The organism is Vibrio sp. SALL6, from assembly GCF_002002385.1.
Taxonomy (GTDB): Bacteria; Pseudomonadota; Gammaproteobacteria; order Enterobacterales; family Vibrionaceae; genus Vibrio; species Vibrio parahaemolyticus.
Map to the genome: position 1 here is coordinate 39,346 of NZ_MQVK01000010.1, position 18,632 is coordinate 57,977.

Annotated in this window: 21 protein-coding genes; 16 read left to right on the plus strand and 5 right to left on the minus strand. The window is 45.3% G+C overall.

What is annotated here, in order from left to right; all coding sequences use genetic code 11:
- The first annotated feature begins 73 nt into the window (after window positions 1-73).
- The 6 genes from truA to purF all read left to right on the plus strand — a co-directional run bounded on the left by truA (window position 74) and on the right by purF (window position 6,014).
- Window positions 74-868, plus strand: a complete 795-nt coding sequence (gene truA, locus BIW15_RS06645) for a tRNA pseudouridine(38-40) synthase TruA (RefSeq protein ID WP_005479529.1) — start codon at window positions 74-76, stop codon at window positions 866-868.
- Window positions 869-1,052: 184 nt separating this feature from the next.
- Complete coding sequence (gene accD, locus BIW15_RS06655) at window positions 1,053-1,979, plus strand: acetyl-CoA carboxylase, carboxyltransferase subunit beta (protein ID WP_005460141.1); 927 nt, start codon at window positions 1,053-1,055, stop codon at window positions 1,977-1,979.
- A 45-nt stretch (window positions 1,980-2,024) separates the two neighbouring features.
- Window positions 2,025-3,287, plus strand: coding sequence for a bifunctional tetrahydrofolate synthase/dihydrofolate synthase (gene folC, locus BIW15_RS06660; protein ID WP_024702569.1), 1,263 nt, complete (start codon window positions 2,025-2,027; stop codon window positions 3,285-3,287).
- Between the two features lie 14 nt (window positions 3,288-3,301).
- Window positions 3,302-3,910, plus strand: a complete 609-nt coding sequence (locus BIW15_RS06665; protein WP_025536377.1) for an SPOR domain-containing protein — start codon at window positions 3,302-3,304, stop codon at window positions 3,908-3,910.
- A 61-nt stretch (window positions 3,911-3,971) separates the two neighbouring features.
- Entirely contained in the window at window positions 3,972-4,463 is a 492-nt protein-coding gene (locus BIW15_RS06670) for a CvpA family protein (RefSeq protein ID WP_005484550.1), read from the plus strand.
- A gap of 36 nt (window positions 4,464-4,499) precedes the next feature.
- Complete coding sequence (purF, locus tag BIW15_RS06675) at window positions 4,500-6,014, plus strand: amidophosphoribosyltransferase (RefSeq protein ID WP_005484378.1); 1,515 nt, start codon at window positions 4,500-4,502, stop codon at window positions 6,012-6,014.
- Between the two features lie 72 nt (window positions 6,015-6,086).
- Here the strand turns inward: purF and BIW15_RS06680 are convergent, their stop codons facing one another.
- Window positions 6,087-6,962: a LysR family transcriptional regulator gene (locus BIW15_RS06680; protein ID WP_005460107.1), complete on the minus strand. Its 876-nt coding sequence runs from the start codon at window positions 6,960-6,962 to the stop codon at window positions 6,087-6,089.
- 274 nt (window positions 6,963-7,236) lie between these two features.
- Between BIW15_RS06680 and BIW15_RS06685 the strand changes: the two genes are divergently transcribed.
- From BIW15_RS06685 to recR, 7 genes are all read left to right on the plus strand, one after another.
- Window positions 7,237-8,343, plus strand: coding sequence for a response regulator (locus BIW15_RS06685; protein ID WP_025538207.1), 1,107 nt, complete (start codon window positions 7,237-7,239; stop codon window positions 8,341-8,343).
- A gap of 242 nt (window positions 8,344-8,585) precedes the next feature.
- The gene (locus tag BIW15_RS25265) at window positions 8,586-8,717 is read left to right on the plus strand and encodes a hypothetical protein (protein ID WP_005380608.1); all 132 of its coding nucleotides are present in this window, start codon (window positions 8,586-8,588) and stop codon (window positions 8,715-8,717) included.
- A gap of 15 nt (window positions 8,718-8,732) precedes the next feature.
- Window positions 8,733-9,137 (plus strand): YbaN family protein, encoded by a 405-nt coding sequence (locus BIW15_RS06695; protein WP_005494429.1) that lies wholly within the window; start codon window positions 8,733-8,735, stop codon window positions 9,135-9,137.
- A gap of 165 nt (window positions 9,138-9,302) precedes the next feature.
- On the plus strand, window positions 9,303-9,848 hold the full coding sequence (gene apt / locus BIW15_RS06700) for an adenine phosphoribosyltransferase (RefSeq protein ID WP_005460112.1): 546 nt from the start codon (window positions 9,303-9,305) through the stop codon (window positions 9,846-9,848).
- 8 nt (window positions 9,849-9,856) lie between these two features.
- On the plus strand, window positions 9,857-11,992 hold the full coding sequence (gene dnaX, locus BIW15_RS06705; protein ID WP_065767472.1) for a DNA polymerase III subunit gamma/tau: 2,136 nt from the start codon (window positions 9,857-9,859) through the stop codon (window positions 11,990-11,992).
- 82 nt (window positions 11,993-12,074) lie between these two features.
- The gene (locus BIW15_RS06710) at window positions 12,075-12,404 is read left to right on the plus strand and encodes a YbaB/EbfC family nucleoid-associated protein (protein ID WP_005460082.1); all 330 of its coding nucleotides are present in this window, start codon (window positions 12,075-12,077) and stop codon (window positions 12,402-12,404) included.
- A gap of 30 nt (window positions 12,405-12,434) precedes the next feature.
- Window positions 12,435-13,034 (plus strand): recombination mediator RecR, encoded by a 600-nt coding sequence (recR, locus tag BIW15_RS06715; RefSeq protein WP_005460088.1) that lies wholly within the window; start codon window positions 12,435-12,437, stop codon window positions 13,032-13,034.
- 51 nt (window positions 13,035-13,085) lie between these two features.
- Here the strand turns inward: recR and aqpZ are convergent, their stop codons facing one another.
- Complete coding sequence (gene aqpZ, locus BIW15_RS06720; protein WP_005460095.1) at window positions 13,086-13,784, minus strand: aquaporin Z; 699 nt, start codon at window positions 13,782-13,784, stop codon at window positions 13,086-13,088.
- 206 nt (window positions 13,785-13,990) lie between these two features.
- Window positions 13,991-15,250, minus strand: a complete 1,260-nt coding sequence (locus tag BIW15_RS06725; RefSeq protein ID WP_005494432.1) for an amino acid permease — start codon at window positions 15,248-15,250, stop codon at window positions 13,991-13,993.
- Between the two features lie 317 nt (window positions 15,251-15,567).
- Here BIW15_RS06725 and BIW15_RS06730 point away from each other — a divergent pair, with 317 nt between their 5' ends.
- From BIW15_RS06730 to BIW15_RS06740, 3 genes are read left to right on the plus strand one after another with little or no spacing between them, the layout of a single operon-like run.
- Window positions 15,568-15,948 (plus strand): RidA family protein, encoded by a 381-nt coding sequence (locus BIW15_RS06730; RefSeq protein WP_005479566.1) that lies wholly within the window; start codon window positions 15,568-15,570, stop codon window positions 15,946-15,948.
- 15 nt (window positions 15,949-15,963) lie between these two features.
- Window positions 15,964-17,241, plus strand: a complete 1,278-nt coding sequence (locus BIW15_RS06735; protein WP_005479508.1) for a serine dehydratase subunit alpha family protein — start codon at window positions 15,964-15,966, stop codon at window positions 17,239-17,241.
- A 28-nt stretch (window positions 17,242-17,269) separates the two neighbouring features.
- The gene (locus BIW15_RS06740) at window positions 17,270-17,929 is read left to right on the plus strand and encodes a transcriptional regulator (protein ID WP_005397228.1); all 660 of its coding nucleotides are present in this window, start codon (window positions 17,270-17,272) and stop codon (window positions 17,927-17,929) included.
- Window positions 17,930-17,947: 18 nt separating this feature from the next.
- On the opposite strand, the gene BIW15_RS06745 is transcribed toward BIW15_RS06740, so the two are convergent.
- Both BIW15_RS06745 and BIW15_RS06750 read right to left on the minus strand, forming a co-directional pair.
- Window positions 17,948-18,196, minus strand: coding sequence for a YkgJ family cysteine cluster protein (locus BIW15_RS06745; RefSeq protein ID WP_005460076.1), 249 nt, complete (start codon window positions 18,194-18,196; stop codon window positions 17,948-17,950).
- Window positions 18,197-18,323: 127 nt separating this feature from the next.
- Window positions 18,324-18,572 carry a GlsB/YeaQ/YmgE family stress response membrane protein gene (locus BIW15_RS06750; protein WP_005397239.1) on the minus strand — a complete coding sequence of 83 codons (249 nt, stop codon included), beginning with the start codon at window positions 18,570-18,572 and terminating at the stop codon, window positions 18,324-18,326.
- Between the last annotated feature and the right edge of the window lie 60 nt (window positions 18,573-18,632).

Consider the following 18,632-nt stretch of genomic DNA (forward strand, 5'->3'; position numbering starts at 1 on the left):
AGAGCTGCCCTTTTTGTATCTGAAGGGACTTGAGTATATACTTCCCGCCCCATTTTAGAGTTCGAAGGTTAAGATGAGAATCGCATTAGGTATCGAATACAACGGTACAAATTATTTTGGTTGGCAACGCCAAAGAGAAGTGAAAAGTGTTCAAGAAGAACTAGAGAAAGCGTTGTCCATCGTTGCGAACCACCCTGTCGAAGTGCAGTGTGCAGGTCGTACTGATGCGGGTGTACATGGTACGGGACAAGTTGTTCACTTTGATACCAACGTTAATCGAAAAATGGTGGCTTGGACTATGGGCGCAAATGCGAACATGCCAAGTGACATCGCTGTTCGCTGGGCAAAAGAAGTTCCTGATGACTTCCATGCGCGATTCTCAGCAACAGCGCGTCGTTACCGCTACATCATTTTTAATCACGCATTGCGCCCAGGCATTTTGAACTCGGGTGTGAGCCATTATCACGGCGAGCTAGATGAAAAGAAAATGCATGAAGCCGGGCAATATTTGTTAGGTGAAAATGACTTTTCATCATTCCGTGCAGCGCATTGTCAGTCGTTGAGTCCGTGTCGTAATTTGATGCATTTAAACGTCACTCGTCATGGTGATTATGTTGTTATCGACATTAAAGCGAACGCGTTCGTTCACCACATGGTTCGAAACATCACAGGTAGCCTGATTAAAGTTGGTCGTGGTGAAGAAAAACCAGAGTGGATCAAGTGGTTGCTTGAGGCAAAAGATCGCAAACTTGCAGGTGCAACAGCGAAGGCTGAAGGTTTGTACTTAGTCGATGTCGATTATCCAGAAGAATTTGAATTGCCTTGCGTGCCGATCGGTCCGCTGTTTTTGCCAGATAATTTGAACTAAATTCACAAACTTGCTTCAAAATATCGGTAGTGTAGCCGCATAACATCAGTAATTAACGATATCGAAAATAGGTACAACCAGTTTTTTATCTACACTCGTCGCAAGATATGGTTTAATCCGTCGGTATTATTTCGAATTTATATCTTTCGCAATGAAGCGGAAGAGTTGAGAGAAAAGGTCTTCCATGAGTTGGCTTGAAAAGATTTTAGAGAAAAGTAACCTAGTTAGTTCACGTAAAGCTTCTATCCCAGAAGGTGTGTGGACGAAATGTACCTCTTGTGAGCAGGTTCTTTACCATGCTGAACTTGAGCGTAACCTAGAAGTTTGTCCTAAGTGTAACCATCACATGCGTATGAAAGCGCGTCGTCGTTTGGAAACATTCTTGGACGAAGGTAACCGTGTTGAGCTAGGCACTGAGCTTGAGCCTCAAGACAAACTGAAGTTTAAAGATTCTAAGCGATACAAAGAACGTATCTCTGCAGCACAAAAGAGCAGTGGCGAGAAAGATGCGCTGATCGTTATGCAAGGTGAGCTATTAGGCATGCCTCTAGTAGCGTGTGCGTTTGAATTCTCTTTCATGGGCGGTTCAATGGGCTCTGTGGTTGGTGCTCGCTTTGTTAAAGCAGTAGAAGCAGCAATCGAGAACAACTGCGCGCTTGTGTGTTTCTCTGCAAGTGGCGGCGCTCGCATGCAAGAGGCGTTGATGTCTCTAATGCAAATGGCGAAAACCAGTGCGGCACTTGAGCGTCTGTCAGAAAAAGGCCTGCCATTTATTTCGGTTCTTACTGACCCAACCATGGGCGGTGTATCGGCAAGTTTGGCGATGCTGGGCGACATCAACATTGGTGAGCCTAAAGCGTTGATCGGCTTTGCAGGTCGTCGTGTAATCGAGCAAACGGTACGTGAAGATCTTCCTGAAGGTTTCCAACGTAGCGAATTCCTGCTTGAGCACGGTGCAATTGATATGATCGTTGACCGTCGTGAAATGCGTCAACGTGTGGGTGGTCTTATCGCTAAGATGACTAACCACAAGTCTCCATTGGTGGTTTCGGTTAACGAATCTCCAAATGAAGAACCATATTCTGTACCAGAAGTGGACGAAAAAGGGTAAAGTAACAACTAACATAAAGCCAAAGAAATTAATGGTTAAAGTTAGATGACCCAAAACCCAATTCCTCAAGCCACATCTCCTTTAGCGATGTGGCTTGATTATTTATCAAATATTCATTCCTCAGCTATCGATTTAGGCTTAGACCGCGTTCAAGCGGTAGCGACAAAAGCCAATCTCACCAAACCTGCTCCCACCGTAATCACTGTTGCCGGAACCAATGGCAAAGGCTCAACGTGTGCGCTAATGGAAGCAATCTTACTCGACGCTGGCTATTCGGTAGGCGTTTACAGTTCTCCTCATCTGATTCGTTATAACGAGCGTGTGCGCATTAATGGTGTAGACGTGGAAGATGCTAAGCACTGTGAAGCGTTTGACTATGTAGAAAAACAACGTGGTGACATCAGTTTAAGTCTGTTCGAGTTCGGCACGCTTGCAGCGCTGCGTATTTTCCAAGTCGAAAACGTCGATGTAGTGCTTCTTGAAGTTGGCTTAGGTGGGCGACTAGATGCAACAAACGTCGTTGATCACGATGTGTCAGTGATCACCAGTCTGGCGATCGACCATGTAGATTGGCTTGGTGATGACATCAATGTTATCGGCTTTGAAAAAGCGGGCATCTACCGCGCAGGTAAACCCGCGATTTGTGGTCAACCACTGCCTCCAGCGACGGTTGCAGCCCATGCTGATGATATCGGTGCTGAATTCTTCCAAGTCGGCATCCAGTTTGACTACGCTCTAACTGAGAAAGGCTGGAAGTGGAGTAGTGGTGCTTTTACGCTTGAGGATCTTCCTCTGCCTTCGCTACCGCTTCCAAATGCTGCCACTGCTTTAATGGCTCTAGGCGCGTCGGAGTTGCAAATCACTGACATAAACATCGTGAATGGCTTGAATAATGCTCGACTCGCGGGTCGAATGCAGGTGCTTCAACACGAGCCAGAAATTGTGTTGGACGTGGCGCACAACCCTCATTCTGCTGAGTATTTAGTTGAAAAGGTGAAAACTCATTATGCGGGGAAAACTATCCACGTTGTGATTGCAATGCTGCATGATAAAGACATCAAAGCGACATTGGCCGCGCTTAAGCCTATCGCGACGCATTGGTATCCAGCATCGTTGACTGGGCCACGAGCTGCAACGGCGGATGAATTGTGCCAATACCTACCGCAAGGGCAAGTTCAGTTCCAAACACCGGTTGAAGCGTTTGAGAGTGCATTAAGCAGCGCTGCTTCAAACGATCTTGTGTTGGTCGCGGGCTCATTCCATACCGTAGGTGAGGTATTGGAGCATTGGCAATCAAAGAATAAGTAATCAAAGGTAACTTGATGGCAAGTAAATTCCAAAGTCGTTTAGTCGGCACCATCATTCTAGTCGCAGTGGGAGTCATTGTTCTCCCTGATGTTCTAGATGGTAAAAAACTGCACTACAAAGAAGAATTTGCCAGCATTCCTATCAAACCTGAACTTGATAGTGATGTGGAAAACTTCGAGATCTTAGAGCCAGTAGAAGATGACATTGCGCTACCAGAATCACCAGTAGAGGCGGTCGTGCAAGAGTCAGAAGAGCGTCAGGTTACCGCCCCTCAGCCGGAGCATAAACCTGAACCTACGCCACAACCCGTCGAAGTAAAGCAACCAAAACAGCCAGAGCAGGTTGAAATTGCTGTTCGTCCAGTTGAAGAAAAAAATCAATATGAAGATTCTGCGTGGATCATTCAGTTGATGGCGCTGAAGAATCACGAAAATGCAGAGGCGCTCGTTGCGGATTTGCAGAAGCGTGGTTATCAGGCTCATACGAAAAAAGAGAACGACTTTACTCGAGTAATTGTTGGCCCTGATGTGTCAAAAAGTAAACTTGAACGACAAGTTCAAGAATTACAAAAAATTACCGGTTCAAAAGGCCAATTGCTTAAATTTAAGCCATTAAATCCATAAGAAAACGTTTGCGTCAGCATTTTTTCTGTTAAAATGCGCGCCAACTTAAGATGAAGAAAGCATGAATTGGATAGATTTTATCATTTTAGGTGTGATCGGATTTTCAGCTCTGATCAGTTTAGTTCGCGGTTTTGCTAAAGAAGCTTTGTCTTTGGTTATTTGGTTCGGAGCGTTTTTTATCTCCAGTAACTACTACGCCAAATTGGCGGTGTACTTCACCAATATCAAAGATGATATGTTTCGCAACGGAGCCGCAATTGCGGCGTTATTCGTCGCAACCTTGGTAGTTGGTGCAGTGGTGAATTACGTCATTGGTCAACTGGTACAAAAAACAGGGCTATCAGGTACTGACCGAATTCTAGGAATTGTATTTGGTGGTTTACGCGGAGTCTTAATTGTTTCTGCGGTGCTGTTTTTTATGGATGCGTTTACTGCATTCCCAAGCTCGGATTGGTGGAAAGAGTCACAGTTGATCCCTGAGTTCAGCCGTATCATCGCCCCATTCTTCGAGCATTTACAAGCAACATCAAGTTTTCTGTCTGGCACTATCTAGTAGTGCCAGCTACTGTCGCAAATCGAGGATTAGGACATGTGTGGTATTGTTGGAATCGTGGGCACAACGCCTGTAAACCAGTCTATTTATGACGCGTTAACGGTGTTACAGCATCGTGGCCAAGATGCCGCTGGTATCTGTACCATAGAAAGCAATCGTTTTCGTCTGCGTAAGGCGAATGGTTTAGTCAAGGATGTATTCGAAGCAAGACACATGCAGCGCTTGCAAGGTGAGGTCGGTATCGGCCACGTTCGTTACCCAACTGCGGGTAGTTCAAGCGCCTCAGAAGCCCAGCCTTTCTACGTAAACTCTCCTTTCGGTATTACACTTGCCCACAACGGTAACTTGACCAACGCTCACGAAGTTCGTCAGAAACTGTTTGAAAAAGATCGCCGCCACATCAACACCACTTCTGATTCAGAAGTGCTGCTCAACGTACTTGCACACGAAATTGACACAGTAAAAGGCAATGTGACTGCTGAAGATGTATTTCGCGCTGTTACCAATGTGCACCGTACTATTCGCGGCGCTTATGCAGTAACTGCGATGATCATCGGCCACGGTATGATTGCGTTTCGTGACCCGCATGGTATTCGCCCTCTTTGTTTAGGCAAGCGTGAAGTCGCTGGTCGCACGGAATACATGGTTGCATCAGAGTCTGTTGCGTTGGATGCGGTCGGTTTTGACTTCGTACGTGACGTAGCTCCGGGTGAAGCGGTGTATGCGACATTTGAAGGTGAGCTGTTCACTAAGCAATGTGCAGACAATCCAAAGCTAAATCCTTGTATTTTTGAATTTGTTTACTTTGCGCGTCCTGATTCTTTCATCGATAAAATCTCTGTGTACAGTGCTCGCGTTGAAATGGGCAAAAAGCTGGGTGAGCGAATTCGTGAAGATTACGCCGATCTTGATATCGACGTCGTAATCCCTATTCCTGAAACCTCTTGCGATATCGCACTACAAATTGCTCAAGCGATCGATATTCCTTACCGCCAAGGCTTTGTTAAAAACCGTTACGTTGGCCGCACGTTTATCATGCCTGGTCAGCAACAACGTAAGAAATCAGTGCGTCGCAAGCTAAACGCTATCCGCTCTGAGTTCAAAGATAAGAACGTGTTGCTGGTGGATGACTCTATCGTCCGCGGTACGACATCAGAACAGATCATTGAGATGGCTCGCGACTCCGGCGCGAAGAAAGTGTACATGGTGTCTGCTGCACCAGAAGTTCGCTTCCCTAACGTTTACGGTATCGATATGCCGAGCGCGACAGAGCTGATTGCTCATGGTCGTGACAACGAAACCATTTGTAAGCAGATTGGTGCGGATGCGCTTATTTACCAACGTCTAGATGACTTAGTTGAAGCGGTAGGTTTAGGTAACCAAGATATCACGCAGTTCGATACATCAGTATTTAATGGTGAATACGTAACTGGCGATATCGATCAACAATACCTCGACTTCCTAGATGGTTTGCGTAATGACGATGCAAAAACGCAACGTGAAATTCAGCAAGATCTAGCGAACCTAGAGCTGCACAACGAAGGCGCGTAAACCAGCGCCATCCATCATTATCGGGATAAAAAAACCAGAGCCTAGGCTCTGGTTTTTATTTTTGTATCATTTTTAGTGAATGTTATAGGCAATCACAAAGTCGATGAACAGACGTACTTTCTCTGGCAAGTGATCTTTGTGGTTGTACAGCATGTAGATGTCGCGCGGGTTTGCGCTCCAATCTGGCAATACTCGCAACAATTCACCACTTTCGATGTATTCCTTAATCATCACATCAGGCATTAATGTAATACCTAGACCTTCTGAACAAGCACTGCGAACAACATTGAGTGCGTTGGCTTGGAAACGACCACGCTCTACGTTCACCACAGACTCACCTTTGCTGTTGATCAGTGTCCACTTGATAAGTGGGTAGCCTTTTAGCAAAGAGTGGTTTGAGAGCTCTTCTGCGTGGTTTGGCGCAGGGTTGGCTGCTAGATAGTCTTGGCTGGCAACCAAAATATCTTTTACTTCGCCAATTTTACGAGCAATTAGGCTGGAATCTCGTTGCGGGCCTACACGGAAAATAACATCCCATTCCGTTGGGTCTAATTGATCAGCGTTGTTCTCTGTCGTCAGCTCGATATTGATATCCGGATACTTCTTCATGAAGTCATTAAACATCGGCATCATCATGCGCTTGGTCAGATTGTAAGGCGCAGAAATTTTAATTTTGCCTGATGCACCGCGGCAGTCATCAGTGATTTCTTCCGCGGTTGATGTCAGCCTTTGAAGTAGGGGAGAGCATTCATGGTAAAAGCGTTCTCCGGCTTCAGTCAGAGAAAGCTTACGTGCGTGACGGTTCAATAGTCGAAGATTGACAGAGTCTTCTAGCGCTTGAATGCGTCGGGTGATGGTTGCCACCGGGATCATGGTTTTTCGCGAAGTTGCGGTATAGCTCCCATTTTCGACAACCAGTCGAAACAGGTTCAAATCATCTAATTTCATATTTCCAGACACATTAAATTACCAATTATGGCTAATTTATAATTAACTTTGTGATTAAAGCTTGCTTTAAGTCAACATGTTGCATCATTTGAACACAGCAAGAGCCTTGGAGTAAATACTGACAATTTGTATAAATGACTTTTTCAAGCTACGTTTTATAACAAGGCGAAACCGCTTCAAGTCTTGCTGCGCAACGTTTTGCCTATGCAAACACAACAAAAATAATAACTTAAATAATTTTGTTTTTTGACTAAGCTTTGTGAGGTGTAAAGGTATGTTCAAGACTCACAGTCAAACGGCAATGGTCTCGGCACAGGAAGTGGTTAATCGGAAACTGATCATGTTAGTGGACGATGATCCGATATTTCGTAACGTAACCAATGCTTATTTAGAAAGTCAGGGTTTCAAAGTAGTAGAAGCTGAAAATGGCCTAGAGGCTCTTCATCAACTCAGGGAATGCCAACCCGATCTAGTCTTGTGTGATTTGTCTATGCCCGTATTAGATGGCATAGAATTCGTAGAAGAAGTCAGTCTTGAGTATCCATCGTTACCGCTTATTGTGGTGTCTGGCACAGATGAAATGTCTGATGTCGCGAAAGCGTTGCGTTTTGGTATTAAAGACTTTCTTCCAAAACCGATAGGGAATTATGAACATTTGTCGCAAGCGATTGACAATACGCTTGAGGACTCAGACTGTCATTTTGCAGAACAACGTGACTTTTCAAGCCAGTGGTTTCGCGTAGATGACGGTGGAGAAATACCAGATGAGCAAGAGCTGCACTGGCATTTAGAGTACTTGCAACAAAACCCAAATGCAGCGAGAGATCTGCTGCATGCGTTGTTGCCTGACAAAGACGCCTCTCAAGGTGACTGGCGTTGTTCTTATCGGTTACTACAGTCGGCAGATTTGATGCCTTTGGTGTTTGATTATCGCTGGTTGATGAATGGACAGTTTGCTTTCTACTTAGTGGACTCTGCTTCCCAAGAAAATGGAGGTGTAGCGACAACGCTACTGGTGAGAGCTTTGTTTGATGATTACCTAAGAAACTTAAAAAGTTTCAGTGCGGATCTGAAAGACATGGTAAACATCATGGAGAAGGGCATTGAGTGCTCAGATTGTGCTGGTGCGGTGAAAGCGGTATTTGGTGTGGCGGATTTAGCATCTTCAAGCGTGTCACTTTTACCTGCTGGTTTGGACAGCCAATGGTCGGATGGACATGAAAATCAACATATTGCGGCAGGCAATCGACTGGGCGATGGTAGCATGAAAAACTTCATCACCCGAGATTTATCGCTGAAGACAACAGGTCAGTTGTCGATAGGTTGTTTAGGTGCATCCAGTTTCAGCCTTAATATTACTCGAGTGAATCGACTCGTTTAGAAAGCCAAACTCGGATCTTATCTTTAATTAATATGGCGAAAGCAGCATGTAATGTGCTGCTTTCTTCTTTCCTGAATCTGTCGTTCTATAACTGATGATTTTATAACCTTACTTTTTGTTGGTGTTTAGATGGAATTGTTTAAGGTATAGTCAGCGCCTAAAACAATAATGACCCATTTATGCAACGTTAATTTAACGCTGCGTGTTGGGAGAAGCAAAGTCAACTAGTGAGAAGAAACATCATGGCAGACAAAGATTTTAAAGAGCCTTATAATATTTTTTACTTTTTAGGTTTCATTGCAGTACTTTTGATCCCAACTCTACCTGCAACGCTAACCTGGCTTCGTGTAATGAACGGTTACGCAGGCTTTTAATCTAGCTATTGTGTATTGGAGTTCACCATTCGTATTAAGCGTTACTTCTTCAATATTGTTGGTGGACTCTGTATAGCGCTTGGCATTGCCGGCATCGCCCTTCCTCTCTTACCGACCACTCCTTTTATCTTGCTAGCAAGCGCTTGTTTTATGCGCGGCAGCCCTGCATTTCATCATTGGTTACACAATCACAAAACCTTCGGTCCTATTTTAGACAATTGGCATCGTCATCGAGCGGTGAGCCCTAAAGTCAAACAGCGTGGTGCGGTTTTTATCATTCTTAGTTTTACCGTTTCTATCATCGTAGCCCCCATCATCTGGGTAAAAATTGCTCTTTTAGTGATGCTAATCGTTTTACTCAGTTGGTTTATGCGCCTACCTGTGATTGAGTTGGTTGCTGACAGAGAAGAAAATCACTAAGATTGTAGAGAATAGTGTGCCCGCTCTTCGAGTGGGCGTTTGTATTTTCAGCGCCTGTGACTTTTAAGAAAATAGGCACATAGCGGTGAAAACCTATTGTTCGTTGCCCTCGTGATACTGTGATTAGAATAGAGGGTGATGAGCCAATCTAAGTAAATCGGTATTATGACTACAGAAACAATTTCGCTGATCAAATCTAGCATCAAAAGCATCCAAGATTACCCAAAACCAGGCATTCTTTTCCGCGACGTAACAAGCCTATTAGAAGACGCAAAAGCGTATCAAGCAACCATCGGTCTGCTGGTTGAACGCTACAAAGACATGGGCTTTACAAAGGTTGTGGGTACAGAAGCACGTGGTTTCCTATTTGGTGCGCCACTAGCGCTTGAGCTAGGTGTTGGTTTTGTTCCAGTGCGTAAGCCAGGCAAACTACCTCGCCCGACCATTGCTCAATCTTATGAACTAGAATACGGCATTGATACGCTAGAAATTCACACAGACGCTATCGTAGAAGGCGATAAAGTATTGGTTGTGGATGACTTGCTGGCGACAGGTGGCACGATTGAGGCAACGACAAAGTTAATTCGCCAACTTGGTGGTGAAGTTGAACACGCAGCGTTCGTTATCAACCTACCAGAAATCGGTGGTGATAAGCGTTTAGAAGCATTAGGCCTAAACGTATTCAGCATTTGCGATTTTGAAGGACATTAATACATTCAATGAGTTATTTAGCTTTAGCGCGAAAATGGCGTCCTAATAAGTTTGACCAAGTCGTAGGGCAAAAACATGTTCTAACGGCACTGGAAAACGCATTGGCGCAAAACCGTTTACATCATGCTTACCTATTCAGTGGGACGCGTGGTGTGGGTAAAACCAGTATCGGCCGTTTGTTTGCCAAAGGGTTGAACTGTGAGACTGGTATCACCGCCACACCATGTGGTGAATGTGCTACCTGCCGAGAGATTGATGAAGGTCGCTTTGTTGACTTGCTTGAGATTGACGCGGCATCACGTACTAAAGTTGAAGATACTCGCGAACTGCTAGACAACGTTCAATACAAACCCGCTCGTGGACGTTTTAAAGTGTACCTCATCGATGAGGTGCACATGCTGTCGCGTCACTCTTTCAATGCGTTATTAAAAACCTTGGAAGAGCCGCCAGAGTATGTGAAGTTTTTGCTCGCAACAACCGATCCACAGAAGCTGCCAGTTACCATTTTATCTCGTTGTCTGCAGTTCCATCTCAAGCCAATCAGTGTTGATGATATTCATCAGCAACTTGACTACATTTTGGGTCAAGAGCAGGTTTCAGCAGAGCCCAAAGCGCTCGGTATGATCTCCCATGCAGCTGATGGCAGTATGCGTGATGCGCTGAGTTTGGCCGACCAAGCGATTGCTTTAGGCAATGGTGCGGTGCAAACCGACATCGTTAGCCACATGCTGGGAACCATCGATACGGATCAAGCGATTCACTTGCTTGAGTCGATCAGCAGTAAACAACCTCAACAAGCCATGGATAAAATCCACCAATTGGCGGCGAATGGTGTTGAGTGGGACGGTTTATTGCAACAAATCGCGACGCAGTTACATCGCATCGCTATGTATCAAGCACTGCCTGCGTCACTAGACCGAGCACAGCCTGATGCAGAAAAAATCGAATTATTAAGTAAAGCGCTCAGCCCACAAGATGTGCAGCTTTACTATCAAATTGCGCTAAAAGGTCGTGAAGATCTGACGCTGTCTCCAAATGGCCGTGTTGGTATGGAGATGATCGTCTTACGTATGTTGGCTTTTCGTCCATCAGCGAATAACGGTGCAAATATCGTTACCGCAGGATCTCAACCTCAGTTGAGTCAGATGCCAAATGCGAGTCTAACGAATTCAGCGCCAGCACAGCAGGCTCCGGTAGCACAACAGCAGTCGCGCCCAAATCCAGTGCAAGCACAACAATCTGTTTCGCAGCCCGTTCGTCCGTCAGTGAATCAGCCTGCGTCAATGAATGAAGAGCCACAATATCAGCCAGATTATCAGACTGGTGGTTATGATATGTCGCCTCCTCAGTACGACATGGCTCCGCCAATGAGCGAAAACCCAGCGCCAGAGGCTCAACCTCAGCAAGAAAGCGCGCCTGCGCCATCAAGAATGGGAGCAGCAGGCTTACGTCATCAGTTACGTTCACAGCGTAAGCAGGGTTTACAGCAAAACACAACGCAAAATGGTGGCACAAAAAAGCCTAAAGCGGCATCTGCAAAACCAGAATCGGTCATCGACCGAGTAGCGCAATTGCATGGCAATTCCGCGCAGGTGTCGCCAAACTCAACGCCAAAGCCTACTGAACCAGAAGTTGAAGAAGCGTATCGCTGGCGTCCAAGTAAGCCTGTTGAGACGAAAGTTAATACCAAGCTGACACCTACGCAGCTCAAGCAAGCGCTTGAGCATGAAAAAACACCAGAAATGGCACAAAAGCTGATTGATGAGTCACTTGAACAAAACGAGTGGGCGAAAATGATCAGTTTGATGAACCTGCCTAAGCTGGTGGAACAACTTGCGCTAAACTCTGACTATAGTAAAGAAGGCTCGACCGTTTCTTTACAGTTGAGAAGCAGCCAAGCACACTTAAATACAGATAGAGCTCAAAGTGAGCTGCTCAACGCACTAAACACGGTTTTAGGTGAAGAGTGTCACTTGAGTATCGAAGTAGGAGAGAGTGGCGAAACACCACTTGAACTGAGAGACAGACTCTATCAAGAGAAATTACAACAAGCGCTGAACAGCTTGGAGAACGACCCGAATGTCGACTTTATCGAGCGTCGTTTTGCTGCAGAGCTTGATAAAGATAGTGTGCGCCCTATCTAACTAACAAACGGAATGGGGTTGAAAACGTCAAGTGATAACCCCATTAACTGATGCAACACCCAATTAAACCAGAGAGATAAACATGTTTGGTAAAGGCGGTATGGGCAACCTAATGAAGCAAGCCCAGCAAATGCAAGAGCGCATGCAAAAGCTTCAAGAAGAAATCGCGAATATGGAAGTAACTGGCGAGTCTGGTGCTGGTCTAGTTAAAGTAACAATCACTGGTAGCCACAGTGTGCGTCGTGTTGACATCGATGAAAGCTTGATGGAAGACGACAAAGAAATGCTTGAAGATCTTATCGCTGCGGCATTCAACGATGCAGCACGTCGCGTTGAAGAAACTCAAAAAGAGAAAATGGCTTCTGTAACTGGCGGTATGCAACTACCACCAGGTATGAAAATGCCATTCTAATCTGCTGACATCTAATTAAGCGGATTTTCAATGCGTACCAGTCATATGCTGGAACAATTGATGGAGGCCTTACGTTGTCTACCTGGGGTAGGTCCCAAGTCGGCGCAACGTATGGCCTTTCATTTGTTACAGCGTGATAGAAAAGGCGGTCTGCAACTGGCAGATGCGCTGAGTCAGTCAATGACCGAAATTGGTCACTGTGCTGAATGTCGAACTTTTACTGAAGAAGAAGTTTGCCACATTTGTACTAACCCAAAACGCCAAGAAAACGGCCAAATTTGTGTAGTAGAAAGCCCGGCAGATATCGCAGCAGTTGAAGCGACGGGTCAATACTCCGGTCGATACTTTGTGCTTATGGGGCATTTGTCTCCGCTTGATGGCATCGGTCCAAGTGATATTGGTTTAGACGTGCTTGATTATCGTCTACGTCGAGGTGATATTTCTGAAGTGATCCTTGCAACCAACCCAACGGTTGAGGGAGAAGCTACTGCTCACTATATTGCGGAGTTGTGCAGAGAGCACCAAGTCGAAGCTAGCCGTATCGCGCACGGTGTGCCTGTAGGTGGGGAGCTTGAGCTCGTAGATGGCACGACCTTGTCACACTCATTATTGGGTCGACATAAGATTTAATAAAAAGCCGCTGAATTCAGCGGCTTTTTTGATCTTGGGAGTTGGGAACGATTAATCGTTTGATTCTTTACCAAGCAGGTTTTTGTAGATAACCGCACCAAGTACGCCACCCACAATAGGCGCAACCCAGAACAGCCATAACTGAGAAACTGCCCAGTCACCTACATACATTGCGACGGCTGTACTACGAGCTGGGTTTACTGAGGTATTAGTCACAGGAATGCTGATCAGGTGAATAAGAGTCAGACACAAACCAATTGCAATAGGCGCGAAACCTTGAGGTGCACGTTTGTCTGTCGCCCCCATGATAACGATAAGGAACATCATCGTCATCACGATTTCAGAAACTAACGCAGCAAGCATTGAGTACTGACCTGGTGAGTGTTCACCATAACCGTTGGCGGCAAAGCCAGAACCAACAACATCAAATCCAGCTTGTCCTGTCGCGATGACATAAAGAATACCACCAGCGATCAGCCCGCCGATCACTTGTGCGATGATGTAAGGCGCAACGTCTTTTGTATCAAAACGACCGCCAGCCCAAAGGCCAACCGTCACTGCAGGGTTCAAATGGCAACCTGAAATATGACCGATTGCAAATGCCATGGTTAAAACGGTTAAACCAAAGGCCAGAGCGACACCCAGCAGACCAATACCAACATCTGGAAAACCTGCAGCCAACACTGCGCTGCCGCAGCCGCCCAATACTAGCCAGAACGTACCAAAAGCCTCAGCCAAATACTTGTTCATGTTATTTCCTAATTTCTAATTAAATGACCCGCTGAACATAGTCGAGAATTGTCAATAAAGTGTGAGGGAGATCGCTTAAAAACTGCAAATAGGACGGTATGTGGCAAGAGTTCTCAAGGATGAGATAAAAGCAGGGAGAAGAGAGGTTGAATCTTCAGTTTGCCTTGGCCATCACAACCTGAGTAACAGCCAAGGCAATGTAGGTTTTAACTAAATGCGACGAAAGGCGATACGCACAGCAAAATACCAGTAGCAATAATCAAGTAAAGCGACGCGCCTTTGTATTTGTGTAAAGAAGGCACTTGGTAGACAAGGTAAGCTGGAATCAAACAGCCAATCAAACCAAAGATAGGGCTACATACTGATGTAAAGCTCAGGACTGGTAGATTCAATACAATTGCACCCCACGCCATGAGAATCGCAAAGAGAATGATTCCTTTGGTGACCAAGTCTTTATTGATCTTCTCTTCAGGCATGACCTTTTTTAGAGCCAGCATCGCTAGACCTTGGCAAGAATCGCGGAAACCCAAGTACACACCAAAAAACGCAGTCATTACTGAGAAAATATTCAGCATTAAACTCATTAGTTTTAGCGTCGTGCCGTCCATACCTTGCGCAACCATCGCAAGAGCAGAGATGTTCTCTTCTGCTGCTTTAACTGCTTGTTCATGTGACATCGCAAGCGTAAAGGAAATCGCATAGAAGAAGACCGTCACAAACAAGATACCGAAAGCAATTTTCATTGCGCGCATGGCTTTGAAGCGAGCAACCTCAATTGATTTTTCTTTTGAGCGGTATGAGATCACCATTGGGCTCAAGCTTTGAATAAAGAGAATAGACGTTAGAGTAAACGGCAGTAGCTCAATTGCATCTTTCAAACCAGCGCCTGTTTCTGGAATCGCACCGACATTCGCTACATCCCATTTTTCGATCATCATGACGCCAAGTAATGCAACGGTACAAAGTTTAATCAGTACAAGACCGGTACTGACCTTAAACAAAATCTTTTCGCCACGAGATGCAATAGCGACCAGCGCGCACACTAAAGCCAGACCATATAGCGGGTTTTCAGACAGTAAACCTTCCGTGATGCCAAAACTATGTAGGAAAGATGCCGAGTCATTGTTGATGGCTGTTGAGTAAACAAAGACCCAAATCACCAACATGATGAAGTAGAGCACACCTAATAACGCCCCCCATTTGTTACCAAGGTAACCGGAAATGACGCCAGCGTAATCTTGGCACTTTGGTGAACTTGAGAGAGTGTTGATGAAAAGGCGTTGGAACAAGTACATCGCTGGGTAGCCGATCACGGCAGAGGCCAAGAATACCCAAAGGCCCAATACGCCTACTTTTACTGGTAAAAAGACAATACCGGCACCGATTGCCATGCCGATACTCATGATCACCCATCCCCAGTCTGTGCTATCAAACTTGGTCGCGGCTTTCCACTCGTCTAGAGCCATGCCTGCTTTTACGTGCGGTGGCTCTTTACCGATAGGTAAGGTTTGTGTAGGTGCTGTCACGCTCATTTTATTGTTTCTCTTGTTAGTATGGATTTTTCTCAAATTTAATTGAGAAAACATATATCACCAATTTTTTTGTGGAAAATTCAGATAAATTTGAGATCTTGGCGAAAAAGTTCAAATAAATTGGATTTTTTGACGAATTTTGTGATCTGTTCTAGTTGTTTGATTCATATTTAATTGAAAAAATAACGCTAATACGGAAGTTAAATTAGAAGCTTCTTAATAAAAAATAAAATTTATGTGAGGATTTAAAAATGAAAGAATTGATTTCATCTGAACACGCGCCTGCTGCTATCGGACCTTATTCACATGGCACTAGCTATGGCGATTTGATTTTTACTTCTGGTCAATTACCCGTTGATAAGGCAACAGGAAAAGTAGTTGAAGGCGGCATCAGTGCACAAAGTCATCAATCTCTTACTAACTTGAAGCACGTTTTAGAGGCTGGTGGTGGCAGTGTCGATACTGTTTTAAAAACAACGTGTTACCTATCGAATATTAATGACTTTGCCGAGTTTAACAAGGTCTACGCAGAGTTTTTCCAACAAGATTGTCCGGCACGCAGTTGCTTCGCAGTGAAAGATTTGCCTCTTGGCGTGTTAATTGAAGTCGAAGCGATTGCTCATAAAAAGTAATACGGAGAACAGAGCATGAACCAGCAATGGACACAATATATCCAAATCATTAAGCAAGTTGTGAAACCTGCATTAGGATGTACAGAACCCATTGCTGCTGCGTACGCGGCAGCAGTTGCTAGAAAAGAGTTAGGCACATCCGATATTGATGCGATAGAGGTGCGTGTTTCAGACAACCTATTTAAAAACTCGATGGGTGTTTTCGTACCCGGAACGGGCAAGATAGGCCTCAAAATTGCCGCCTCAGTTGGTGCATTAGCTGGTGACCCAACAGCAGAACTGGAAGTGTTGGCTCGGATTAATGAGCAGGATGTCGCTGCTGCGCAACAATTGATAGATGAAGAGCGGGTAACTGTAGCGCGCATGGATACGCAAGAATTCATTTATTGCAGCGTAACGCTCACTTCTGGTGACGATGTTGTTTCGGTCACGATCAGTGGCGGTCACACCAACATTATCCAGATCATGCGCAATGGCGACGTGATTTTTGATGCTCCACCGCAGCAACGCGTTGCAACCGCTTCTGTTTGTGAAGGAGTGGATATTTCGATCAAACAAATCTATGAGTTTGCCACTCAAGCGCCTTTTGAAGAGATCAAATTCATTCTCCAAGCTGCAGAGCTCAATACCTTGCTGGCTCAAGAAGGTATCGACCGAGGTTACGGCCTCGAAATTGGACGCACGCTAAAAGGCAACATCGAGCAAGGCTTATTGGGCAATGACTTAATGAGTCGCATACAGATGATGACATCCGCGGCGTCTGATGCTCGCATGGGAGGGGCGACGTTGCCAGCCATGAGCAATTTCGGCAGTGGGAACCAAGGTATTGCCGCTACAATGCCAGTTGTAGTTGCGGCAGAAGTATTCCAAAACGACGAAGAACAGTTGGCTCGCGCGTTGATCATGAGCCATTTAGGGGCTATTTACATCAAATCTTATTACCCACCGTTATCCGCATTTTGTGGCAATACTGTTACCAGTGCGGCAGCTTCTATGGCGCTGGTGTATTTAGCTGGTGGTACATTTGAGCAATCATGCTACGCCATTCAAAACGTCATCAGCGACAGTTCAGGTATGGTGTGCGATGGTGCGAAGTCCTCTTGTGCGATGAAAGTGTGTACTTCGTCGACAACGGCGGTGCGCTCATATTTGATGGCGATGGGTAACCACAGTGTTAAGAATCAAGGTATAGTAGGCGAAGAAGTTGAGCAAACGATAAGAAATGTTGGCTCAATGGTTCGTTTCGGTATGCCGTATACTGACAAATCTATTATCGATATTATGTCGGCCTAACCTCCAGTTTTTGCTAAGGGAAGTAACATTGCTACTAAAGAAACTCACCAAGAGTGATCTCGATATTTTGAACTCTATGAAAAACGTCGTGGATGGCATTGCACGTATGTATGGTGAACACACTGAAGTGGTTCTCCACAGCTTAGATGCAGAAGCGCCGGAAATCATCAAAATCGCAAATGGGCACGTGACGGAACGCAGTGAAGGTGCCCCAATTACCAACTTAGCGAGAATGAAGTTAAGAGAGGGCAAGGACGTTTCTGATTCGTACCTGACGAAAACGTCGAACGGAAAGACCTTGCACTCCATTACGACAATTGTCAGAAATCCAAAAAACAAACCGATTGGTTTGCTGTGTATCAACGTGGATATGGATGCACCGATGCAGGCGTTTTTAAAGGCAATGCTGCCTCAGCAACACACCGAGTGTTGTGTTGGTGGAGCTCGCTCACCAGAAACGTTTGCGCGTAATATTGATGAAACCATCATCAGTACGATAGAAACCGTGCAAACAGAAGTGTGGGAAAATGAAGCCATTGCGCCTTCTAAACGCAACCGTGAACTGGTGACGCGCCTGCATGGCCTAGGCATTTTTAAATACAAAGACGCTGTTTTAATGGTTGCAAACCATCTTGGTATATCGCGCGATACCATCTACTTGTATTTGCGAGAGCTTGGGAACGACTAAACGGGTGCTCTGAATAGATTAAGTAAGTTGCTCTAGCTCAGTGATGTTGTCGAGCGCTTCTTGGTTGGTTTTGCCACACACAACCGGACACGGCTTAAAATCGTGACAAACTTTAGGGCGCTCAGGCTTACCAAACAGCTTACACAAATTGTCATCGTTGAGTTGCACGCAACGAACACCTGCTGGTTTGCCCTTGGGCATTCCAGGTATCGGTGAAGAGATACTTGGCGCAATACAGCAAGCTCCGCATCCTAATCGACAATCCATAATGTAAACCTCTTAAAAATTGAGGGGGCAATTATGGTCATTTTGACGTGGATTGGAAGAGTCGCTTAAGAAAAAATAAAAAGGAGCACTCAATAGAGTGCTCCTTTTTGCTTTTAAACCGTTGTGATCATCTCAAGAAGCGATTGTAAACAAACAGCAGAATAAACGCGCCCAGCGTTGCGGTAATGATGCTGCCGATGTTTACACCTGTCGCGCCACCAAATCCAAGAATGCCGCCAAGGAAACCACCAACAAAGGCACCGGCAATCCCGAGCAACATGGTTGCGATCCAGCCTCCACCATCTTTTCCTGGCATCAACCATTTCGCTAAGGCCCCGGCGATCAAGCCCAAAATAATCCAAGAAATGATACCCATGAAAACTCCTTAATTCCTTCGTGATCAATGAAATAATGCGAACTCGTATAAGGATAGAAC